18 protein-coding genes, 1 CRISPR repeat array and 1 riboswitch are annotated in these 23,451 nt (G+C 60.1%); all 18 genes read left to right on the top strand.

Going from position 1 to position 23,451, the window contains the following annotated elements:
• Nucleotides 1-30: 30 nt before the first annotated feature.
• Complete coding sequence (bcp, locus tag A9Z00_RS07435; protein ID WP_296975542.1) at nucleotides 31-519, top strand: thioredoxin-dependent thiol peroxidase; 489 nt, start codon at nucleotides 31-33, stop codon at nucleotides 517-519.
• A 532-nt stretch (nucleotides 520-1,051) separates the two neighbouring features.
• The gene (gene guaA, locus A9Z00_RS07440) at nucleotides 1,052-2,590 is read left to right on the top strand and encodes a glutamine-hydrolyzing GMP synthase (protein WP_296975543.1); all 1,539 of its coding nucleotides are present in this window, start codon (nucleotides 1,052-1,054) and stop codon (nucleotides 2,588-2,590) included.
• A 201-nt stretch (nucleotides 2,591-2,791) separates the two neighbouring features.
• Entirely contained in the window at nucleotides 2,792-3,808 is a 1,017-nt protein-coding gene (locus A9Z00_RS07445; protein ID WP_296975544.1) for an HD-GYP domain-containing protein, read from the top strand.
• A 26-nt stretch (nucleotides 3,809-3,834) separates the two neighbouring features.
• Nucleotides 3,835-4,527 carry a Crp/Fnr family transcriptional regulator gene (locus A9Z00_RS07450; RefSeq protein ID WP_296975545.1) on the top strand — a complete coding sequence of 231 codons (693 nt, stop codon included), beginning with the start codon at nucleotides 3,835-3,837 and terminating at the stop codon, nucleotides 4,525-4,527.
• Between the two features lie 221 nt (nucleotides 4,528-4,748).
• Nucleotides 4,749-4,850, top strand: a riboswitch (purine riboswitch).
• Nucleotides 4,851-4,965: 115 nt separating this feature from the next.
• On the top strand, nucleotides 4,966-6,297 hold the full coding sequence (locus A9Z00_RS07455) for an NCS2 family permease (protein ID WP_296975546.1): 1,332 nt from the start codon (nucleotides 4,966-4,968) through the stop codon (nucleotides 6,295-6,297).
• Nucleotides 6,298-6,655: 358 nt separating this feature from the next.
• On the top strand, nucleotides 6,656-7,681 hold the full coding sequence (locus A9Z00_RS07460) for a LacI family DNA-binding transcriptional regulator (RefSeq protein WP_296975547.1): 1,026 nt from the start codon (nucleotides 6,656-6,658) through the stop codon (nucleotides 7,679-7,681).
• A 145-nt stretch (nucleotides 7,682-7,826) separates the two neighbouring features.
• Nucleotides 7,827-8,528 carry an RraA family protein gene (locus A9Z00_RS07465; protein ID WP_296975548.1) on the top strand — a complete coding sequence of 234 codons (702 nt, stop codon included), beginning with the start codon at nucleotides 7,827-7,829 and terminating at the stop codon, nucleotides 8,526-8,528.
• Nucleotides 8,529-8,664: 136 nt separating this feature from the next.
• On the top strand, nucleotides 8,665-9,573 hold the full coding sequence (locus A9Z00_RS07470) for an NAD(P)-dependent oxidoreductase (RefSeq protein ID WP_296975549.1): 909 nt from the start codon (nucleotides 8,665-8,667) through the stop codon (nucleotides 9,571-9,573).
• Nucleotide 9,574: 1 nt separating this feature from the next.
• The gene (locus A9Z00_RS07475) at nucleotides 9,575-10,927 is read left to right on the top strand and encodes an ABC transporter substrate-binding protein (RefSeq protein WP_296975550.1); all 1,353 of its coding nucleotides are present in this window, start codon (nucleotides 9,575-9,577) and stop codon (nucleotides 10,925-10,927) included.
• Nucleotides 10,928-11,010: 83 nt separating this feature from the next.
• Complete coding sequence (locus tag A9Z00_RS07480) at nucleotides 11,011-11,907, top strand: carbohydrate ABC transporter permease (RefSeq protein WP_296975551.1); 897 nt, start codon at nucleotides 11,011-11,013, stop codon at nucleotides 11,905-11,907.
• 21 nt (nucleotides 11,908-11,928) lie between these two features.
• Entirely contained in the window at nucleotides 11,929-12,771 is an 843-nt protein-coding gene (locus A9Z00_RS07485) for a carbohydrate ABC transporter permease (protein ID WP_483316283.1), read from the top strand.
• 19 nt (nucleotides 12,772-12,790) lie between these two features.
• Nucleotides 12,791-13,486, top strand: coding sequence for an RraA family protein (locus A9Z00_RS07490; RefSeq protein ID WP_296975553.1), 696 nt, complete (start codon nucleotides 12,791-12,793; stop codon nucleotides 13,484-13,486).
• Entirely contained in the window at nucleotides 13,464-14,525 is a 1,062-nt protein-coding gene (locus A9Z00_RS07495; protein WP_296975554.1) for an Ldh family oxidoreductase, read from the top strand. The genes A9Z00_RS07490 and A9Z00_RS07495 overlap by 23 nt, the downstream gene beginning before the upstream one ends.
• 25 nt (nucleotides 14,526-14,550) lie before the next feature.
• Nucleotides 14,551-15,717: an iron-containing alcohol dehydrogenase gene (locus tag A9Z00_RS07500; RefSeq protein ID WP_296975555.1), complete on the top strand. Its 1,167-nt coding sequence runs from the start codon at nucleotides 14,551-14,553 to the stop codon at nucleotides 15,715-15,717.
• Between the two features lie 15 nt (nucleotides 15,718-15,732).
• Nucleotides 15,733-17,202, top strand: a complete 1,470-nt coding sequence (locus tag A9Z00_RS07505; RefSeq protein ID WP_296975556.1) for an aldehyde dehydrogenase family protein — start codon at nucleotides 15,733-15,735, stop codon at nucleotides 17,200-17,202.
• 16 nt (nucleotides 17,203-17,218) lie between these two features.
• On the top strand, nucleotides 17,219-18,364 hold the full coding sequence (locus A9Z00_RS07510; RefSeq protein ID WP_296975557.1) for a glycerate kinase: 1,146 nt from the start codon (nucleotides 17,219-17,221) through the stop codon (nucleotides 18,362-18,364).
• Nucleotides 18,365-18,398: 34 nt separating this feature from the next.
• Entirely contained in the window at nucleotides 18,399-19,385 is a 987-nt protein-coding gene (locus A9Z00_RS07515; RefSeq protein ID WP_296975558.1) for a 2-hydroxyacid dehydrogenase, read from the top strand.
• Between the two features lie 285 nt (nucleotides 19,386-19,670).
• Nucleotides 19,671-20,414 (top strand): CRISPR-associated endoribonuclease Cas6, encoded by a 744-nt coding sequence (gene cas6, locus A9Z00_RS07520; RefSeq protein ID WP_296975559.1) that lies wholly within the window; start codon nucleotides 19,671-19,673, stop codon nucleotides 20,412-20,414.
• A gap of 205 nt (nucleotides 20,415-20,619) precedes the next feature.
• Nucleotides 20,620-23,270: a CRISPR direct-repeat array (repeat unit 30 nt; unit sequence GTTTTGATCGTACCTATGAGGAATTGAAAC).
• Nucleotides 23,271-23,451: the final 181 nt, after the last annotated feature.

Here is a 23,451-nt window from a genome sequence, read left to right on the forward strand (position 1 = left end):
CAAACCTGAACGCGGGAGGGATTCACGCACATGACACTGTCGATCGGAAGCATGGCGCCCGATTTCACGCTGCCCTCGGCGGACGGCGAAGTGCGGCTTTCCGATTTCCGCGGGCGGCTCGTGGTGCTGTATTTCTATCCGAAGGACATGACGCCGGGATGCACCCAGCAGGCGTGCGATTTCCGGGACGCGTACGGCGAGCTGACGAAGCACGGCGCAGTCGTCATCGGAGTCAGCACGGATGATGTCGAACGGCATATCCGGTTCCGGGACAAATACGGGCTTCCCTTCATCCTGTTGTCCGATCCGGATCACGCGGTGTGCGAACTGTATGGCGTGTGGCAGGCAAAGAAGCTGTACGGCCGCGAGTTCATGGGTATCGTCCGGTCGACGTTCCTGATCGACGAGGAAGGAAGGCTGATCCGGGAGTGGCGCAATGTGAAGCCGAAAGGGCATATCGAGGATGTGCTTGCGGCCATCCGGGAGTACAGGAAAGAAGCCGCCAACGGAAAAAAATGAGCACGCCGTCGCGAACGCAAAACCGGTTGTAAGGAAGAGAGGCGCGTGTGCCCGACGGGTTGCGAGGCATGCGGAGAAAAGCGTGCATCGTACGTGACGGCAAGGAGTTGGAAGGTGCACTTGACGGACATGCAGGGTGAGGCTTACGCCCGGCGAATGATACGGCGATAAAACGAAGCCTGGCGGTGATGCAGCGATGTAACGAACGCCTGTCGGGTGGTTGAAGCGATTGTCCGGCGGGTGGCCCGGCAATCCGGCGAACACCGGCGGGCGATACGGGTGAAAATATCAAACACCGGCGGTGGTGCGGGATGAAGCGTGTGCCTGACAGGCGTGCGGCTACCGGATGCGCGGCGGCTCCGGTCCAATGATGCAGCATGAAAGGATTCGCGAAGGTTCCGGTTCGATGATGCAGCCCGGAAGGATGCGCGGCGGTTCCGGTCCGGCGCGGGCCCGGAGGCGCGGTCCGGCACGTTGACGCCCCGAAAATCCGTTCAGTATAATTAGCGTTATGAATCGAGGGAGGCGTACCATGGACAAGCCGAATGAACGCATCGTGGTGCTCGATTTCGGGGGCCAATACAATCAACTGATCGCCCGGCGCATCCGCGATCTGGGCGTGTACAGCGAACTGTTGCCCTACAACACGCCGGCCGCGAAATTGCGCGAGCTGAAGCCGAAGGGGATCGTCTTCTCCGGCGGCCCGAACAGCGTGTATGAAGAGAACGCGCCGCTTGCCGATCCGGAAGTGTACGAGCTCGGCGTGCCGATCCTCGGCATCTGTTACGGCATGCAGATGATGGCGCATCAATTGCGCGGCCGCGTTGAACGGGCGGGCAAACGCGAATACGGCAAGGCGGAGATCGAATTCAACCCGGATTGCCGGCTGGCTGCCGGCCTCGAACCGAGGCAGACGGTCTGGATGAGCCACAGCGACAAGGTCACCGAGCTGCCGCCGGGATTCCGCGTCGACGCCAGCACGCCGGGAGCGCCGGTCGCCGCGATGAGCCATCCGGAGAAACGGTTCTACGCCGTCCAGTTCCATCCCGAAGTACGCCACACCGTGTACGGCAACGAGATGATCCGCAACTTCCTGTTCGACATCTGCGGTTGCGAAGGCAACTGGTCGATGACGACGTTCATCGAGGATGCGGTTCGGGAGATCCGCGAGCTGGTCGGGGACAAGAAAGTGCTCTGCGCCCTCTCCGGCGGCGTCGATTCGTCCGTCGTCGCGCTGCTGGTCCACAAGGCGGTCGGCGACCAGCTGACCTGCATGTTCATCGACCACGGCCTGCTGCGCAAGGGCGAAGCCGAGAGCGTCATGGAGACGTTCGCCGGCCGTTTCGACATGAAGGTCGTGAAGATCGACGCGAGCCGCCGGTTCCTGGACAAGCTGAAGGGCGTCGAGGACCCCGAACGGAAGCGGAAGATCATCGGCAACGAGTTCATCTACGTGTTCCAGGAGGAATCGGCGAAGCTGGGCGACTTCGCGTTCCTCGCCCAGGGCACGCTTTATACCGACATCATCGAAAGCGGCACCGCCACGGCCCAGACGATCAAATCGCACCACAACGTCGGCGGGCTTCCGGAGAACATGCGCTTCAAGCTCGTCGAGCCGCTGAAGACGCTCTTCAAGGATGAAGTGCGCAAGGTCGGCGAGGCGCTCGGCCTGCCCGAGGAAATCGTCTGGCGCCAGCCGTTCCCGGGACCCGGCCTTGCGGTGCGGGTGCTCGGCGAAGTGACGGAGGAGAAGCTGCATATCGTGCGCGAGTCCGACGCGATCCTGCGCGAGGAGATCGCGAAAGCCGGGCTGCACCGCGAGATCTGGCAATACTTTACGACGCTGCCGAACATGAAGAGTGTCGGCGTCATGGGCGACGCGCGCACCTACGCCTACACGGTCGGCATCCGCGCCGTCACCTCGGTCGACGGCATGACGGCCGACTGGGCGCGGATTCCCTGGGACGTGCTCGAACGCATTTCGGTCCGGATCGTGAACGAAGTGGAGAACGTGAACCGGGTCGTCTACGACATCACGTCGAAACCGCCGGCCACCATCGAATGGGAATAAAGCACGATCGACGACAGTTCCGCACAAGCGGGACTGTTTTCTTATTTTTCGGGTTGCGCAAGGTACAAAATTCGACATTTTTTCGAAATTCGGAACAATTTGTGGCGGCTGTTACAGAATTGTCGAACATGCTTTTGTTATGATGCTTCTATCGAAATAAGACGAAAGTGATATTGACATGGGGTGGTTCAATCCAATGAGATGGGTGCGACCTCGGAACTGGAAGAGGGGGACCGGATCGGACGTTCCCTTTACACGCTGGACGGGCGCCTGATTCTGTCGGCGGGACAGGTGTTGACCCGGAGAATGATCGACGGTCTGGTTCGGCTCAATGTCAACGGCGCTTATATCGATAACCGCCGGCCGAACGAGGTGTCGACAAACAGATCCGAGGCGTTCGAACATCTGCGGGCTGCGGCCTTCGATACCGTAAAAGCGGCGTTTCAGTCGGTTGCGGAGTACGAAAGGCTGGAGACGCGGCCGATCATTCGGACGGCGAACGATATCATCCGGCATCTGGGCGAGGATCCGCAGGAAGGGTTCCAGATGAAGGAACGCCGCACCGAGGCCGCCTATCTGTACGCGCACAGCGTCAACGTCTGCCTGCTGGCGGTCCGGACGGGCCGGGAGCTCGGCTACGGCGAGCAGCAGCTCAGGACGATCGCGATCGGCGCGCTGCTGCACGACATCGGGCGCGTGTCGCGCTTTGCGTTCGATCCGGAACGCGATCATCCGCGCGTCGGGTTCGATCTGATGCGCCGGTATCCCGAACTGCCGCTGCTCGCGGCCCATGTGGTGTTGCAGCACCACGAGAAGCTGAACGGAACCGGCTATCCGTTCGGCGTCCAGGGCGAGCAGTTCCGGAAAGCGGCGCAGATCGTGGCCGTCGCGAACGAATATGACCATTTCGTGAACGAAATCGGCCAGAACCACCTTCCGCATGAAGGAATTGAATACATTATGTCGAAGGTAGACACTCATTACGACATCACCGTGGTCCGGGCGTTTGTCCGGAGTGTGACGCCTTACCCGATCGGCACCGTGGTCCGGTTGTCGAACGGGATGATCGGTACCGTTGTCGAAATGCACAAGGGCAATCCTTCCCGTCCGGTCATTCAGACGAATGAGCACGGTCTGCGGATCGACCTGATGCATTTTCCGACGGAATTCATCGAAGAAGTGATCCTCGATCCGCAAATGTCGACAGGCCGTGCCTGAGCGGTGCCGGAAAGGGAGGGCTGACATTGTCGATCGATGCGGCGCGTTTGAAAGCGTCGATTCCCTTTTTTCGCGAAGTGGAAGCCGAGGCGCTGAACGTATTCATCCCGATGATGGGGGAGCGTACGTACAAGAAGGGAGCGGTCATCTTCTTCGAAGGGGATGAGGGAGAGGATGTCTTCTTCATCCGCTCGGGAGCCGTCCAGATCTATACCTTCGACGGCACGAAAAAGGTCATCCTTGCGCTCCTGCGCGACGGTGATTATTTCGGCGAGATGGCGATGATGAAGCCGGGGGCGCGCCGTTCCGCGTCCGCCGAGGCGGCGCAGCTCACGAAGGTGTATACCATGAAGCGCAACGCGTTCGAGCGGCTCGTCATGGATTATCCGCGGATCGCGCTTTACGTGCTGGACGACTCGATGGAGCGGCTGCGCAAGGCGAACCAGCAGATCTACGATCTGACGTTCCTGAACGTGCGCACCCGGATCATGAAGCGGCTGCTTCGCCTCGCGCAGGAGAACGGGACGGAGACGCCGGAGGGGCTGCTGATCGGCATCAAGGTGACGCACCAGCAGATGGCGGAGATGGTCGGCGCGGTGCGCGAGACGGTGACGAAGGTGTTTGCCGAGCTGCAGGATGAAGGGCTCATCGTCATCCGGAAGAAAATGATCCTGCTTCCGAATCCCGATCTGCTCCTCAGGCGTCTGGAAGAAAATTGAATATGGCCTCGCGTGCGGGATGCCGGATGCGGATCGCGTGCGTTGGTTCCGAGGCTCCGGCCGTATGGCGGAGGCTTTTTTTATGCGAAAATGTTGGGTGTTCTACGCTTTACTTGAAAGGAAAGCGTTTCCAATCCGAACAAATTCGCAATTTCCGGAGAAAATATTCGTAAACCCCATTGACAGCGGGGGCGGTGGGCCGGTAGAATCAGGGAGGAACGTCGAAAATCGAACATGCTTTTCGTATAATCCCGGGAATATGGCTCGGGAGTCTCTACAAGGTCACCGTAAATGATCTTGCTACGAAAAGCAGGGGAAAGGTCTGCAGTCCGGTCCGGCAGGCATAATTCTCCTGTTTTCGCAGAACCTATGGAGAGACCCGACCTCCATAGGTTCTTTGTGTTTCATCAATCCTGATGGTGGGGGCGTTGCAAAACAATGGAACGGTTCTTCAGGCTGAAGGAACTCGGCACGAACATCCGCACGGAGCTGATCGCCGGGCTGACGACCTTCATGACGATGGCGTACATCCTCGCGGTCAATCCGGCCATCCTGAGCGGAGCGGGGCTCGAGTTCTACGCGGTGTTCCTCGCGACGGCGCTGGCCGCGGGCATTTTCACGATCGCGATGGGGCTGTTTGTCAACTTCCCGGTGGCGCTCGCGCCGGGGATGGGGCTGAACGCCTACTTTGCCGCGGTGGTGGCGAGCGGAGAGGGCATCACGCCCGAAGTCGCCCTGACGGCGGTGTTCATCTCCGGTATCATTTTCATCGTGTTGACGCTGACGCAGATCCGGCAGATGCTGGTGACGGCTGTTCCGGACAGCCTGAAATTCGCGATCACGGCCGGTATCGGTCTGTTCATCACGATCATCGGCGTGAAGAATTCCGGCATCATGACGATTCACGAGGGCGGCGTCATCGCGCTCGGTTCGTTGTCCGACCCGAACGTCTGGCTGACGATCGTCGGCATCATCCTGATCGCGGTCATGATGGTGCTGCGCGTCCCGGGTGCCATCCTGCTCGGCATCGTGCTGACGACGATCCTCGCGGCGATCACGGGCAACATCGGCTCGATCGCCGAGGACGCGCGGTGGGTGCCGGATTTCAGCCAGCTGAATTTCTGGCATTTTGACTTCGCGGGCGTGTTCGAGGTCGGCCTGATCACGGTTGTCCTGACGTTCACGTTCGTCGAACTGTTCGACACGTTCGGTACGCTCGTCGGCACGGCAAACCGGGCCGGCATCGACACGAGCTCTGCCGAGGGCAAGAAGAAGATCGGCAAGGCGATGCTGGTCGACGCCATTTCCGTCAGCGGCGGCGCCGTGCTCGGCACGAGCACGGTTACGGCGTACGTCGAGAGCTCGGCCGGCATCGCGCAGGGCGGCCGCTCGGGCCTGACGGCCGTCACGACCGGCGTGCTGTTCCTGCTGTCGCTGTTCATCGCTCCGATCGTCGCGCTCGTGCCCGGCGGGGGCACCAGCGCGGCGCTCATCATCGTCGGCGCGCTGATGATGCAGTCGATCCGGAACATCAATTTCACCGATCTCGTGTACGCGATTCCGGCGTTCCTGATGATCGTCATCATGCCGTTTACGTACAACATCGCGAACGGGATCTCGTTCGGCATCGTCTCCTACGTCGTGCTCGCGCTGATCGCCAACCTGGCCGGCAAGAAGGCGGAGGACGGCAGCACGTACAAGATCCACTGGCTCTTGTGGGTGCTGGCGGTGCTGATCCTGGCACGGTACATTTTCATGGGCGGAGAGTAACCGCACGGCGGTGTGCGGAGAAGCGGCGCTGGACCGGCGCCGCTTTTTTTGTTGTCTTTGGGAAAACGGTAAACCAATATTGCATCGGGTTTTCTTGGTTTTATTGGAGGATCAGCAAAAATTTTCTTCTATGTAACCGTTGACAAAATCGCTTTCACGGTGTATGTTATTAACCAAAGGTGTATCGATTTCCTAAAATCCGAAAAACATTTAGTTTGTTAATGATTTTTATGGAGTGGAAGCTAACTGAATTCGATATGCAAGCGTTTTAGTTTTTGGGATTTTGGTTTACCGTTTTCCAAAGCTTCAGGAGGCGGTTCCTGAGCATGAAGCATGATCATTGAAGGGGAATCATGCGATGAAGGTCACCATTGCCGATGTGGCAAAGCGTGCGCAGGTCTCCAAAACGACGGTCTCGCGCATCCTGAACGGCAATTACGCCCACGCCTCCGAAGAGACGATCCGGAAGGTCCTGCAGGCGGTCGAAGAGTTGAATTACTCTCCCAATGCGCTTGCCAAAGGGCTCAAGTCCATGCGGACCCATGTGATCGGTCTCGTGCTGTCGAATCTGAAGAACCCGTTCTGGACGACGGTGCTGGAGGGACTGGAAGACACCTGCCGCGATCTGGGCTACCATCTCATGATCTGCAACTCGAACGAGGATCCGGATATGGAGGAGAAATATCTGAAGGATCTCCGCGACCGGCAGGTGGACGGTATCATCCTGCACCCGACCTGCAAGAATCCGAAGCTGTACGAGCGGTTGGCGGAGCAGCGCTATCCGTTCGTTTTCATCAACCGGAGAATGCCGGATATCCGGGTGAGCAGCGTCGTGGTCGACAACATCAAGGGCGGTTTCATCGCGGTGAATCATCTCATCAGATACGGCCGCCGCAAGGTTGCCATCTGCATGTACCGCAACGAATTCGTCAGCACCTGGAAAGATCGTCTGGAAGGGTACAAGAAAGCGATGCTCGCCAACGGGATGACGGAAGACGATTTCATCATGATCGAGCTGGAGCAGCACGCGGACAACCAGCAGGAAGCGATCATGCGTCAACTCAAGAAGCGGCCGGAGATCGACGCGATTTTCTCCACCAACAACATGATCACGCTGGAAGTCATCGGCGCGGCGAGGGAGCTGGGACTGTCCATGCCCGAGCAGCTGGCGCTCGTCAGCTATGACGAGACGGTCTGGGCGAAGTATCTGGACCCGCCGGTGACGACGATCCGGCAACCCGGCTACAAGATGGGACAAACGGCGGTGCAGACGCTCGTCGACCGGATCCTGTCGGGGGGCGACGAAGAGCCGACCGTCGTCATGCTGGAACCGGAATTGATCGTGCGCGCCTCATGCGGCGCCATGTCCTTCCATATCAGCTGAAATGTCCGAATTTTCGAACATAGATGAGACGAATTGAACCCTGTGAAGGAGGGATGCGTCGGCGAAGCATGGTGCGTGCCGAAGACCTGACGTTGAGGGTGCATCAGGGAAGCGTCACACTACGACAGAGGGAGGAGAGACTCCGGTGAGCGATGACAGGAAAGAAAGAGAGGAACTGCTCAAGCTGTACGAAAATCTCCGCGTGACGGACGTCCGGGACGGCATGGACTGGGTCGGCTATCACGGCTACGGTACCGTGCACCACAGCATCCGTCCGCTCTGGAGAACCCGGGCGGTGGGCATCGCCAAGACGGCGCGTTATTTGCCGTACGAGGGGCCGGTGCCGCGGGTGACCGGGGACGAGTACACGGAATGGGTGAGATGGTACTACAGGGAGGTGTGCAACGATCCCTGGGGCGAGGAGATCCGGGAGGGCGACTTCGTCGTGCTGGACATCTGCGGCCTCGACGTCGGACTGCTCGGCTCCAACAACACGCTGGCCTTCAAGCTCAAGGGCGCGAGGGGTTTCCTGACGAACGGAGGCGGCATCCGGGACACGGATGAAGTGATCCGGCAGCGCATTCCGGTATGGTCGAAATTCGTCTCGCAGGGCATGGATCAGACGCGCATTCGTTATTACGAGAAGGACATTCCGGTCGCCATCGGCGGCGTGGCCGTCTATCCCGGCGACGTGGTGGTGGCGGACGGCGACGGCGTCATCGTGGTGCCGCGCAAGATCGCTTTCGAAGTCGCAAAGTACGCCCATCAGGAACTGAAGGCCGACAAGGAAGCGCGCAGGCGGTATTACCTTCAGTTGGGCTGGGAGCTGGACGAGACGGTCCTCTGATCGCGCGGAGAAAAGCAGAGAAAAAAGGTCAGGAACGAACGGCGTGCGGCATGCGCGCGCGTCCGGCCTGACAAACCAAAAAAGAAAATTTTGTGCAATTTAACATTAGCATTGTATCGCGTCCAAATCAACTTGCATGCCTGGCAGTGCGGCAAACCACAATCGGGCAGGGAACGCCATGACCAAAGAACGTATCGGCTTCATCGGGCTGGGCGCCATGGGGTTGCCGATGGCGCGCAATTTGCTGAAGAACGGGTACCCGCTCGCCGTGGCGGTCAACCGCAACCGGAAGCCGGTCGACGAACTGGTCCGGCTCGGTGCGGTCGAGTTGGCCTCGACCGACGAGGTGATCGCAGGGAGCGATGTGATATGCACGATTCTGCCTGCCGATGCCGAAATGGAATCCGTTCTGCTCACCGAACGGGCGCTGGCCGGGGTCCGTCCCGGCCAGACGCTGATCGAGATGACCTCGGGCACACCTTCAATGATGAAACGAGTGGCCAAAGAATGGCAAGCCCGAGGAGCGCAGGTACTGGATGCGCCGGTGAGCGGGGGCACGGTCGGCGCCGAGCAGGGGACGCTCACGGTCATGGCCGGCGGCGATCCCGGAGTGCTGGAACGCGTCCGGCCGGTGCTGGATGCGATGGCCCGGAAGATTTACAGGGTGGGCGAAATCGGCAGCGGCAAGGCGATCAAGGCCATCAACCAGATGCTGGCCGCCATCCACATGATGGCTGCGGCGGAAGCGGTCGCGCTGGCGGAGAAGCTCGGAATCGATCCTTCCATATTAAAGGAAGTCATTGGCGCCAGCTCCGGCTCTTCCTGGATGATGGCGAACAAGCTGGACGGATTGCTCAAAGAACAATTCGAACCCGGCTTCAAGCTGTCCCTGATGAAGAAGGACATCCGGATTGCCGTCAGCGAGGCGGGAAGCGATCTCCGTCTCGATTTGGCGAAGTTCGTGCTGGATGCTTACGAACAGGCATCTGCTAGGTACGGTGAACTTGATTTCTCGGCCATCAGCATGCGAATCAGGGAGGATTGACATGAGGACACGCTTGAAAGCGTTCGCAATCATCCTGTTGTCCGCCGTGTTCGTGCTCGGACTTGCCGCATGCGGCGGCGGAAAAAGCAATGGGAACGGAGAATCGGCGGGAGGCTCCGGCAACACGGCGCAATCCGGCGATTCGGGCTCCGGGGAGACCGTCGAGATCCGCTTCACCTGGTGGGGCGACACGGCACGCAACGATCTGTACAATGCGATCGTCGACCGGTTCGAGGAAGAGTATCCGCACATCAAGGTCAAACGGGAATTCGGCGGCTGGGCCGACTACTGGGACCGTCTGGCGACCCAATCGGCCGGCGGCAATGCGCCGGACGTCGTGAGCATGCACCAGTTCTATGTCGCGGACTACGCCGCGCGCGGCGCGCTGCTCGATCTGCAGACGGTCATTGATTCGGGCGAACTGGACGTCTCGCTGTTCCCGGAAGCCGCGCTGGACAGCGGCCGCGTGAACGGCACGCTCGTCATGATTCCGAAGGGCATCACGATGCCGGGCTGGGTCTACCACACCGCCACGCTCGACAAACTCGGCATCGCGTATCCGGACATCAACTGGACGTATGACGACCTGATCGCCATTTCGCGGCAGGTCGTGGAGAAATCGGGCGGCACGATGTGGGGTACGCCCGACATGGGCGGCGGACAGCTGCAGCCGAACTTCCGCTATTTCGTACGGCAGAACGGCGAAGACCTGTACACGGAAGACGGCAAGCTCGGTTTCTCGCGCGACACGCTCGTGAAATGGTGGTCGATGTGGAAGCAGATGCGCGACGAGAAGCTCATTCCGGACGCAGCGACGTCGGCCGAATACGACGGCGTGCCGCTCGAACAGAACCTGTTCGTCACCGGCAAAGTCGCGTTGTACCAGATTCCGGCCAACCAGATCTATCTGTACGAGCAACAGTTCCCGGAAGGCGAAATCCACATGGTCCGGATGCCGTCGCTGCCCGGCGGCCAGAACGGCGAATATCTCGAAGGCGCTTATCTGAGCATTACCGCCCAGTCCAAGCATCCGAAGGAAGCGGCGCTGTTCATCAACTTCTTCGTCAACAGCGAGCGTTCGCTGGAGTTGTTCAAGGTTGAACAGGGTTCGCCGGCGAACACGGACATGGCCGAATTCGTGAAGCCTTTGCTGGCGGCGCCGCAGGCACGGGCGGTCGACTTCATCCAGACGGTCATTCCGTACGCGACCAGCGCGGCGTACGCACCGGCCGGTGCAACCGAAGTCGAAGCCGCCTTCAAGGACAATGCCACGGCCATCGCGTTCGGCCAGAAGACGGTCGAACAGGCGGCGGACGACTTCCTGGCGGCCGCCAACCGGATCCTGGGGCAATAAGCGGCTGATCCCTCGGCAATTCACAGCGTTGAAAGGAAGAAGACGCCGTTCTTCTTCCTTTCAACCTTAAAGGGGCTTGATCCATGAACCCGAAGCTGATCAACGTGTTGAAACGCAACGCGGTCGGCTATCTGTTCCTGTCTCCCTGGCTGCTCGGTCTGATCGGGCTGAGCGCGCTTCCGATCCTGGCATCCCTGTACTTTTCGTTCACCCGCTACGATATGCTCACCGCACCCGATTGGATCGGTCTCGACAACTACCGGGAAATGCTGCTCAACGACCAGAAGTGGCGCAACAGCCTGAAGGTGACGCTCATCTACGTCCTCCTGGGCGTCCCCCTGCAGCTCGTCTTTGCCCTGTCGATCGCCCTGATGCTCAACCGGGGCATCCGGGGTCTCCGGATCTACCGCGCCATCTACTATGTGCCCTCCCTGTTCGGCGGCAGCGTCGCGGTGGCGCTGCTCTGGCGGCAGCTGTTCGGCGGGGAGGGGCTTGTCAACCTGCTGCTGCGGCAAATCGGCCTGCCGGGCCACAACTGGATCGCCAGCCCCGACACGGCGCTGTACACGCTGATCGTTCTGAAGATCTGGCAGTTCGGGGCGCCGATGGTCATCTTCCTCGCCGCGCTGAAGCAGGTTCCGACGGAGCTGTACGAAGCGTCGCGGATCGACGGAGCGGGCCGGTGGAAACAGTTTTGGCGCATCACGCTGCCCCTGATTACGCCGATCGTCTTTTTCAATGTCGTCATGCAGACGATCCAGGCGTTCCAGGCGTTCACGCCGGCTTACATCGTCAGTCGGGGCACGGGCGGTCCGCTCGATTCGACGCTGTTCTACACCCTGTACCTCTACCAGAAGGGGTTCACCCACTTCCAGATGGGGTACGCCGCGTCGATGGCCTGGGTGCTGCTCATTGTCATCGCCTTCGTGACCGCCATGCTGTTCCTGTCGGCTCGCAAATGGGTTTATTACCAGGAGTGAGGTGGCGGAGCGTTGCAATCGATTCTTGCCTCATGGAAAAACAGCAAATGGCCGACCCACCTGCTGATCATCGCGGGCGCGTTCATCATGATTTACCCGCTGTTCTGGATGATCAGCGCATCGTTCAAACCGAATACGGAAATTTTCCGGAACACCTCGCTGATTCCGGAGACGTTCACGCTCGAGAACTACCGGTACGGCTGGAAGGGATTGTCCGGCGTGACGTTCGGCCACTTCTTCCTGAACACGTTCATGCTGGTTGCGGCGTGCATCGTCGGCAACATCCTCTCCTGTTCGATGGCGGCGTACGCCTTCGCCCGGCTTGAATTCGCGCTGCGCCGGGTCTGGTTCGCCCTCATGCTGGTCACGATGATGCTGCCGTTCCATGTGACGATCATTCCGCAGTACATCATGTTCAACCAGCTCGACATGATCAATACGTACTGGCCGCTCATCCTGCCGAAATATTTCGCCGCGGAAGGGTTCTTCGTCTTCCTGATGGTGCAGTTCATCCGTTCCATTCCGAGGGAGCTGGATGAAGCGGTGAAGATCGACGGCGGCGGTCCGTTCATGCTGTACGGTTATCTGATCATGCCGCTGGCGCTTCCGGCGATCATCACCACGACGATCTTCACCTTCATCTGGACGTGGAACGATTTCTTCGCGCAAATGTTGTACATCAGCGAGCTCAAGCTGTATACCGTGTCCCTGGGACTCCGGATGTTCCTGGACGCGATGGGTCAGAACCAATGGGGCGCCATGTTTGCCATGTCAACGCTGTCCTTGATCCCGCTCTTCGTCATCTTTGTTTTCTTCCAACGCTATCTGATCGAGGGCATCGCGACCGGCAGTCTGAAAGGTTAAACGAGACGGAGGGAATGGCGTGACAATACCAGGTTTTCGCATCTTGCCCATGGGGCGGCGTCCCGACCCGTCGCTGGTGAAACAATTTCGCAAGATCGCGACTCCCCTGATCAGCGACAACATGAACCGGATGCACGCGATCTCGTGCGAGCTGAGGCCGTTTCACGGCGGAGGCCGGATGGCCGGCACGGCGTTGACCGTGAAGACAAGGCCCGGCGACAATCTGATGGTGCACAAGGCGATCGACCTGGCCGAGCCCGGGGACGTCATCGTGGTGGACGCGGGCGGAGAGATGACCCACGCGATCATCGGCGAGATCATGGTCCGTCTGGCGGTCAAAAAGGGGCTCGCGGGGTTCGTCATCGACGGCTGCGTCCGCGATACGGAGGCGATCCGCGAGGGGGATTTTCCCGTGTTCGCGCGCGGCGCGACGCACCGCGGGCCCTACAAGGACGGACCCGGCGAGATCAATGTGCCCGTATCCGTGGGCGGCATGGTCGTGCATCCCGGCGACATCATCGTGGGCGACGGCGACGGCCTGGCCGTCGTTCCGGCGGATATCGCGCAGGAGATCCTGGATCTGGCATTGGCCCAGAAAAAGCGGGAAGAGGCGATGTTCGCCGCCATCGAAGACGGCACGATCGACCGGAGCTGGATTGACGCCGTGCTGATCCGGAAGGGATGTGAATGGGTTGGGGATTCCGACAAGATTTGACTGGCAGCGATTGCAGCAGTTCATCCAGCGGTTGTTCATGGCGGCAGGCGTTCCCGAACACAACGCGTTCCTCGTGGCGGAATCCCTCGTGCAGGCGAATCTGCGGGGCGTCGATTCCCACGGCGTCGTCCGGACGCCGATCTATCTTGCCCGCATCAGGCGGAAAATGGTCGACCCGAACGCCGAGATCACCGTCGTCCGGGAGAGCGAGGGCACGGCGCTCGTGGACGGGGGGAACAATTTCGGCGCGGTGGTCGGCGTGCGTGCGACGCAGATCGCGATCGACAAGGCGAAGCGGGCCGGTGCCGCGTTCGTCGGCGTGAAGCGGTCCAATCATTTCGGCACGGGCGCGTATTACGCGCTGAAGGCGATCGAGCAGAAGATGATGCTGATGGTCATGTCCAACGCGTCGCAGACGATGCCGCCGACGGGCGGCGTGCGGCCGTTCATCGGCACGAACCCGCTGGCCGTCGGCGTCCCCGCCGGGAGGGCGGTTCCGTTCCTGCTCGACATGGCCACGAGCGTCGTGGCCCGGGGCAAGATCATCGTCGCGGCGCAGAAGGGCCAGCCGATTCCGCTCGGATGGGCGGTCGACAGGCACGGCAATCCGACGACCGACCCGGAAGCCGCGCTGGAGGGCGCCGTGCTGCCGGTCGGCGGCGCCAAGGGATACGGCATCTCGCTGATGATCGATATCCTGTGCGGCGTGCTGACGGGCGCCGGATTCGGCAGGTATGTCAACAACATGTACGAGAACTGGGAAGAGCCCCAGAATGTCGGACACGTGTTCATTGCCGTCGACATCTCGCGCTTCATGCCGCTTGAACGCTTCGAGGCGCGCATGGAGCAATACATCCGGGAAATCAAGCAGGAGCCGAAGGCGCCCGGCGTGGAAGAGATTCTGATCCCGGGCGAAATCGAACACCGGCGCACGCTCGAGCTCATGAAGCACGGCATCGAGCTGCCCGAGAAGCTGGCGGAAGAGCTCGACGCGATCGGCCGGGAATACGGCCTGCGTCTTGCGGATGCGGCATATTGAAGGGATTACGGGAGGCGTCATGATCATGGACTTGCGGAAGCGGTTCCGATATGAAATTCCGACCGCCATCGAGTTCGGCTGCGGCTCCATCCAAACGCTGGCCGATCATGTGAAAGCGTTATGCGGCAGCCGGGTGCTGGTGGTCGCCGATCCCGGCGTCGTGAAGGCCGGCGTGGTCGAACGCGTCACCGAACCGCTGCGTTCGGCCGGCATTCCGTACGACATTTTCTCGGACATCGAGTCCGATCCCGATATCGCCTCGGTCGAGAAAGGGACCGGGCAGGCCCGGGACGGCGGCTGCGACCTGATCGTCGGCGTCGGCGGGGGCAGCTCGCTGGATACGGCGAAGGCCATCGGCATCATGCTTACGAACGGCGGCCATATCCGCGACTATGTCGGTCTGGGCAAGGTGAAGAACCGGCCCGCTCCCGTCATCGCCGTGCCGACGACGGCGGGGACGGGCAGCGAGCTCACGATCTGGTCGGTTCTGTCCGACAAGGAGCGGAAGGTCAAGCTGAGCGTCGGCAGCGTCTACAACTGCCCGGCGCTGGCGCTGCTCGATCCCGAGCTGACGGTGCCGCTGCCGCCGCATGTGACGGCCTTTACCGGCATGGATGCGCTGACCCACGCGATTGAATCCTACGTCAACCTGAACACCCAGCCGATCTCGGAAGGCATGTCCGTGCAGGCGATGAAGCTGATCGCGGCCAACCTGCGGACGGCCGTCGCGAACGGGAACAATCTGGAGGCGCGCGCGAACATGCTGCTCGCGAGCACGATCGCGGCGATGGCGTTCAATGCGACCCGGCTCGGACTCGCGCACGCGCTGGCGCTGCCGCTGGGCGCGCATTTCGGCATCCCGCACGGGCTCGTCAACGCGATGCTGCTGCCGGAAGTCATGCGGTACAACCTGATCGGCAATCTGCAGAAGTTCGCGGAGATCGCGGCCATCTTCGGCGAGCGGACGGAGCATCTGTCCCTGCGCGAAGCGGCCGAGCGGTCGGTTGAGGCGGTGCGCCGGCTGAACCGCGACATCGGCATCACCCAGACGCTGGGCGATTTCGGCGTGCGGGAGGAGCATCTGGACATGATCGCGAACGAAGCGATGGAATCCGGCAACGTACCGGTGAACCCCGTCCGGGCGACGGCGAAGGATCTGATCGGCATCTGCCGGCGCCTGCTCGGTGACTGAGGAGGGATGCGTTCCATGCTGACCTGGCTGGAACAGAACTGCGGCAAGACGTACGGCAACTTCATCGGCGGCGAATGGACGGCCAGCGAAGGCGGAACGGTGCCGATTTATCATGCCGCGCGGCGGAGCCAGGTGCTCGGCTACTTCCCGAACTCGACGGAAGCGGACGTGAACCGGGCGGTGGAGGCGGCGCATGCCGCCTTTCCGGCCTGGGCCGCGACGCCGGCACCGGAGCGCACCGCGATTCTGATGAAGTTCGCCGATCTGCTCGAACGGGATCAGGAGGAGCTGGCCTATCGGCTGTCCGCGGAGCAGGGCAAGACGCTGTCCGAAGCGCGGGGCGAGGTGCTGCGCGCGGCCCGGGAGACCCGGTTCGCCGCCGGCGAAGCGCTGCGGATCGCGGGAGATACGCTGCCCGGCGAGCGCGGGCGGACGTCGATCCGGACGCTGCGCCAGCCGATCGGCGTCGTCGCGGCGATCGCGCCCTGGAACTTCCCGGTGATCACGCCGGTGCGGAAGATCTCTCCGGCGCTCGCCTACGGCTGCACCGTCGTGTTCAAGCCGGCGACCGCCACGCCCTGGGCGACGGTCAGGCTGATGGAGCTGTACGCGAAAGCGGGCGTGCCGGCCGGCGTCGTCAACCTGGTCATCGGCAGCGGTTCGAAGATCGGGGATGCGCTCGTCAGCCATCCGCTGGTCGCGGGCATCAGCTTCACCGGATCGACGGCGCAGGGGCTGCGCATCCAGCGCCTGGCGGCCGGGCGGCTTGCGCGGACGCAGCTCGAGCTGGGCGGCAAGAACCCGGCCGTCGTGTTGGATTATGCGGATCTGGAGCATGCCGCGCGGCAGATCGTCTCGGCGGCCTTTACCTGCAGCGGCCAGCGCTGCACGGCGATCAGCCGGGTCATCGTGCTGCGCGAACGGGCCGAAGCGCTGAAGGAGTCGCTGCTGGCGGAGATCGCGAAGATCAAGGTCGGACCGGCCTGGGATCCGGAGGCGACCATGGGGCCGCTGATCAACCAGGCGCAGATGGATGCCGTGCTCGAGTACATCCGCATCGGGAAGGAGGAGGGCGCGCGGCTCCTCACGGGCGGGGAGGTGCTCCGCGACGGAATTTACGCGGAGGGATGCTACGTGACGCCGGCGCTTTTCGATCGGGTGACGCCGGAGATGCGGATCGCGCGCGAGGAAATTTTCGGCCCGGTACTTTGCGTGCTCGAGGCGGAAGATGCCGAAGACGCGCTCCGGATGGCGAACGATACGGATTACGGGCTGGCGGCCGCCGTGTTCACGGACCGTCTCGCGGACGCGGAGGATTTTGCCGGGCGGCTGCGGAGCGGGATGGTGCACATCAACCATGGAACGGCCAGCGCCGTCCACGCGCCGTTCGGCGGCGTGAAGATGTCCGGTTACGGACCGTACTCGATCGGGCGGTCGAATCTCGAATTCTTTACGGAGATGAAAGTGGTGTACGTTCAATACTGACGGATGGGTGATGGCCGTGAAAGTGGTGCTGGCGCCGGATTCCTTCAAGGGATCGATTTCCGCCCGCGATCTGTGCGCCGCCCTGCGGGAGGGCGTCCTCGAAGTGTTCCCCGACGCGGAGGTCACGGAGCTGCCGCTTGCGGACGGCGGGGAAGGGACGGTGGAAGCGCTCGTGCACGCGACCGGCGGCAGGCTCGTCGAACGGGTGGTCCGGGATCCGCTGGGCCGGCCGGTGCGGGCGGCGTACGGCGTGCTCGGCGACGGGCAGACCGCGGTCGTCGAGATGGCCCAGGCGTCGGGGTTGCCGCTGCTCGCCTCGCATGAGCGCAATCCGCTGATCGCCGACAGCTTCGGCACCGGACAGCTGATCCGGGACGCGCTCGCCGCCGGATACCGCCGGTTCATCATCGGCCTCGGCGGAAGCGCGACGAACGACGGCGGAGCGGGCGCGCTCCGGGCGCTGGGCGTCCGGTTCCTGGACGAAGCGGGCGAGGAGCTTCCGCCCGGCGGCGAAGCGCTGCTGCGCCTTGCGCGGGTGGATGTGACCGGGCTGGATCCGGCCGTCCGCGCGTCGCGGTTCATCCTTGCCAGCGACGTGACGAATCCGCTGTGCGGTCCGAACGGCGCCTCGGCCGTATTCGGGCCGCAGAAGGGCGCCACCCCGGACATGGTCGCGTGGCTTGACGCGGCGCTGCTGCGGTTCGGCAAGGTGCTGCGCGAGGCGACGGGCCTGGACGTTGCCGCGCTTCCGGGAAGCGGCGCGGCGGGCGGTGCCGGCGCCGGGTTCATGGCCGTCCTCGGGGCGGAATTCCGCAGCGGCATCGAGATCGTGATGGAAGCGGTCGACTTCGGGGGGAAGATCCGGGGAGCGGACTGGATCGTCACGGGCGAAGGCAGGCTGGATGAACAGACGCTGTCCGGCAAGGCGGTGGCCGGTGTCTGCCGGCTGGCCCGGACCACCGGCGTTCCGGTCATCGGAATATGCGGCAGCCTGGCGCTGTCGACGCGGCAGATGGAGGAGCTGGGGCTGGCCGCGGCCTTCAGCATCGTGCCCGGACCGTGCCCGACGAAGGAAGCGATGAAGCGGGCCGGGGAGATGGCCCGCGGGACGATGGCGCGCGTGATGCGGCTGATCCGTTCCGCGAAGGGAACGGACGGGTGAGGGGAGCGTTTTTGGTGAGGGGGAAGGACGGAAGATGAAACCGAAGGTCGTGGTCACCCGCAAAGTGCCGGACCGGGCGATCGAGCTGCTCGCTCCGCATTGCGAGCTGGACGTGTGGCCGGAGGAGGAGGCGCCGATTCCCCGGGAGGTGCTGGAGCGGAAGATCCGGGACGCGGACGGGCTGTACTGCCTGCTGACGGACACGGTCGACCGGACGCTTCTGGATCTGGCGCCCCGGCTCCGGATCATCAGCAACATGGCGGTCGGCTACAACAACATCGACGTCGCGGAGGCGACCCGGCGGAACATCATGGTCACGAACACGCCGGATGTCCTGACCGAGACGACCGCCGATCTGACGTTCGCCCTGCTGATGGCGGCGGCGCGGCGGATCACGGAAGCGGAGCGGTTCCTGCGGGACGGGAAGTGGAAGACGTGGTCGCCGATGCTGCTGACGGGGCAGGACGTGTACGGCGCGACGCTGGGTATCATCGGCCTCGGCCGGATCGGGTCGGCCGTGGCCCGGCGGGCGCGGGGCTACGACATGCGGGTGCTGTATCACGCGACCCGCCGGAACGAGCAGGCGGAACGGGAACTCGGCGTGCGGTACGCCGGTCTGGACGAGCTGCTCGCCGAATCGGATTTCGTGGTGATCATGACGCCGCTGACCCCGCAGACCCGGAACCTGATCGGCGCGCGGGAGCTCGCGCTCATGAAGCCAACCGCGGTGCTCGTCAACGCGGCGCGCGGCGGCATCGTGGACGAGCGGGCGCTCTATGACGCGCTGAAAGAGGGCAGGATCTGGGCCGCCGGGCTGGACGTGTTCGAGGAGGAGCCGGTCCCGACCGACCATCCGCTGCTGTCGCTGCCCAATGTGACGGCTCTGCCCCATATCGGCAGCGCTTCGGTCCGCACCCGGACCCGGATGGCCGAGCTCGCCGCGGAGAATCTGCTCGACGGGCTGGCCGGCCGGGTGCCGAAGTGCCTCGTGAACCGGGAGGTCGCGGACGGGCGGGGGTGACGGTCTGTCCGCGGCAGGAGCGGCGCCGGGTCGGCGGTGCTCATATTTTTGCGAAGCGGCCGCCGAGCGCCAGCCTTATTTTGTCGTCGCCCTCCGGTCGTGCCGCATTCCCGTTTCCTGCTATTGGCCTTTCTCATACCGTGTTGTGCGGGTGAGAGGGGTCTTTTTTCTTTGGCCGATTTGATGGAAAATAGAATCGCGGAACCGCGGCCGACAGCTTTTGACACGGAACGACGTGCGGCTGCGGCCGGATCGTACCTAACGGAGGGATGAAGAGTCGTGCGCATGATGCTTCATTTTGTGAGCGAAGAGCCGCTGGATCTGCCGATCAACTATCAGGACTTGCTGATCGGATTCATCTACCGGAACATCAGCGACGAGGCGTATCGGCGATTCCTGCACGAGGAAGGGTACGCCTACCGGGGCAGGACGTACAAGCATTTTGCGTTTTCGCGTCTGGACGGTCGAAGGAAGGTGGATCTGGAACGGAAGCGGATCGTGTTTTTCCCGCCGTTCCGGCTGCTGGTGACGTCGCCGCTGAATGCGTTCCTCGAGTCCTTCGCGAAATCGATGCTTCTCTCGGACGAGCTGCGCATCGGGCGCTACCCGGTGCATTTGATTTCGTTCGAGGCGCAGCCGGAGCCGGCGGAAATGCCGGATGCGGTTCGGATCCGCATGCTGAGCCCGCTCGTCATTTACAGCACGCTGACGAATCCGAACGGCGTGAAGTATACCTATTATTACAGGCCCGATCACGAACAGTTCTCCCGCAAGGTCGGGGAGAATTTGAAGCGGCGGTATTTCAGCCTGCACGAGGAAGATCCGGAGCTTGCCGCGAGCCCGTTTTTGATCCGCCCGATCAGGGTTACGCCGCGCGACAAAGTCGTGACCCGCTTCCACGGCACGATCATCGAGGGATGGATGGGCGAGTACGAGTTGCGCGGCGATCCGCGCCTGCTCCATTGGGCGTACCACACGTGCCTGGGCGGCAAGGGCTCACAGGGATTCGGGGTGTTCGAGCTGATCTGAGTTCGAAGGTGTCAGGAAAGGTATCCTGGCGTGCAAATTTGTCGTCGACCTCCGGTGCTGCAAAAACCCCGGGGGGTCGACGACAAATGAAAAACCATGAAAATGCTGATGGGACAAAGGTTCTGTGATATACTGAGGGTGGATATGGAGATTTAAGGAAGGTATAGCATTGACAAAAATGGTTTATTTTTCGGGGGTTTTTGGGGTTTTGATCGTACCTATGAGGAATTGAAACTCAACCTTTCGCATCGTTCCGTCCTCTTGGACGATGTGTTTTGATCGTACCTATGAGGAATTGAAACCCAAACGGCGTTGATGTGTCGAGCGTCTCCGTGATGGGTTTTGATCGTACCTATGAGGAATTGAAACTGCGACAAAATGACATACAAACTGTCGCACAAAGTGACGTTTTGATCGTACCTATGAGGAATTGAAACTCGATAGAACCCCAGGATCGTTTCTGTCCCGCCGCTCGTTTTGATCGTACCTATGAGGAATTGAAACTCGGTCCGATGTGGGGAGGTTATGAAAACGGAAAAGCAGTTTTGATCGTACCTATGAGGAATTGAAACTCTACTAGAACATCATAGGTGAATGTCGTAGCTTTCGTTTTGATCGTACCTATGAGGAATTGAAACAAAAATTCCTATATTCAGTTTACGTTTTGTGCGCCGTGTTTTGATCGTACCTATGAGGAATTGAAACCAGCGCCGTTTCCGCCGAATCCAGCCGGCCCGGGGCGGTTTTGATCGTACCTATGAGGAATTGAAACACGCCGGGCACGGTCCCGAGACGCCGGGGAAGCGAAGGTTTTGATCGTACCTATGAGGAATTGAAACATCCCCAACTCGTTGAGGATAACCGGAATGTAGCATCCGGGTTTTGATCGTACCTATGAGGAATTGAAACAGGTACGCCGTCATGACCGAGATGACCGCGTACGCCGTTTTGATCGTACCTATGAGGAATTGAAACCCACGTCGTGACGCACGGCAACAGCTGGGAGCGTCGTTTTGATCGTACCTATGAGGAATTGAAACCAGAAGGCCGGTGACAAGCTCAAGTCCGCCGGCGAGAAAAGTTTTGATCGTACCTATGAGGAATTGAAACACTAACTTTCCCCCTTGTAAGTACGTTTTAAGCACGTCCGGTTTTGATCGTACCTATGAGGAATTGAAACAGGACTGTCACGACCGGGCGGTATTTGTGTCCGATGGTTTTGATCGTACCTATGAGGAATTGAAACTCTTTCGGGATCACCGCAAATTCAGTAGGGTCTTTTTTGGTTTTGATCGTACCTATGAGGAATTGAAACATATTTGCGACAATCACGCCGCGCGCACGCCCGAGGAAGTTTTGATCGTACCTATGAGGAATTGAAACATCCTGTGTAGCGATGAACCAGATGCAGTTCTCCCGGTTTTGATCGTACCTATGAGGAATTGAAACTTTTGCTCGCTCAATGGCTTCCTGTGTATTCTGGATGTTTTGATCGTACCTATGAGGAATTGAAACAACCCAATGATTGTATATTTCCCATTGGGCTTAATTTGGTTTTGATCGTACCTATGAGGAATTGAAACATTTGGGGGGCACCCGGAAACGGCAAGAGCCATCTTGCGTTTTGATCGTACCTATGAGGAATTGAAACAGGCCAGTAAATTCATATTTTGCACTCAATTCATCGTTTTGATCGTACCTATGAGGAATTGAAACCATTCTGATCACTGTAGTGCCGTCTGTCGGTCAAAGTTTTGATCGTACCTACGAGGAATTGAAACCCATAAAAATATATGTTTGGATTCAGATCGGGAAAGTTTTGATCGTACCTATGAGGAATTGAAACTAAAACCCTTCTTCTCATTCTTTTCATTCTTATATTCTTGTTTTGATCGTACCTATGAGGAATTGAAACTCGAACAAGCCAATCGGTACAGCGCCAATCGGTTTAAGTTTTGATCGTACCTATGAGGAATTGAAACCCCGATGTGGGAGATCCCGTACAAAACGGAGTGGGTTTTGATCGTACCTATGAGGAATTGAAACCCTTTTCCAACGCTTCCCGAATGACCGCGATCTTCTTGTTTTGATCGTACCTATGAGGAATTGAAACCCCGCTGAACAGGTGGAGTCCGCCCATCAGAGGGCGTTTTGATCGTACCTATGAGGAATTGAAACCCCACTTCTTAATCGACGATGCAAGATTATCTGCAGACGGTTTTGATCGTACCTATGAGGAATTGAAACCGGGCATGGCAGCTCATCCCACTTCGGCGTCGAGGCTGGGAGTTTTGATCGTACCTATGAGGAATTGAAACTGAAGTTCAAAGAGGGGTCGGGATAGGTGTTTCGTTTGCGTTTTGATCGTACCTATGAGGAATTGAAACTACAGAGCGTTGGTTCTGGGAATCAACTTTTTCAAGTTTTGATCGTACCTATGAGGAATTGAAACTCTGGCCGCCGCCGCCGCGAGTGGCCTGCTGAACATTCGTTTTGATCGTACCTATGAGGAATTGAAACCCCGGACGGCTGACGGCGACTTCCTGACGTACAGGACGGGTTTTGATCGTACCTATGAGGAATTGAAACAAAACAGCGTTGCGCGGGCCTACAACCTGACGGGCTTCCGTTTTGATCGTACCTATGAGGAATTGAAACTCAAGCCGGTTCGGATGATTAAGACCGAAGTTCACGGTTTTGATCGTACCTATGAGGAATTGAAACCGCGTTTCATTGCTAGGTATTCGACCCCGTCCCGAAGTTTTGATCGTACCTATGAGGAATTGAAACGGCGAATGATCAGGTCCGATCCATGTCGAAAAAACGGTTTTGATCGTACCTATGAGGAATTGAAACAAAAAGCTCGGCGAGAAACATCCGTTCAGTCGGCCATGTTTTGATCGTACCTATGAGCCATTCCTGTAGTGAATTAATTTAAGGTTTGAAAGAAAAGAGCGCCTCCTGTATGCTGGGTCTCGAATGTTGCGCACATTCACTGCCCTGATAAAAGGAGGACGCTCTAAATGAAGCATAACCC

The sequence above is a fragment of the Thermobacillus sp. ZCTH02-B1 genome (genome assembly GCF_002159085.1).
Lineage (GTDB): Bacteria > Bacillota > Bacilli > Paenibacillales > Paenibacillaceae > Thermobacillus.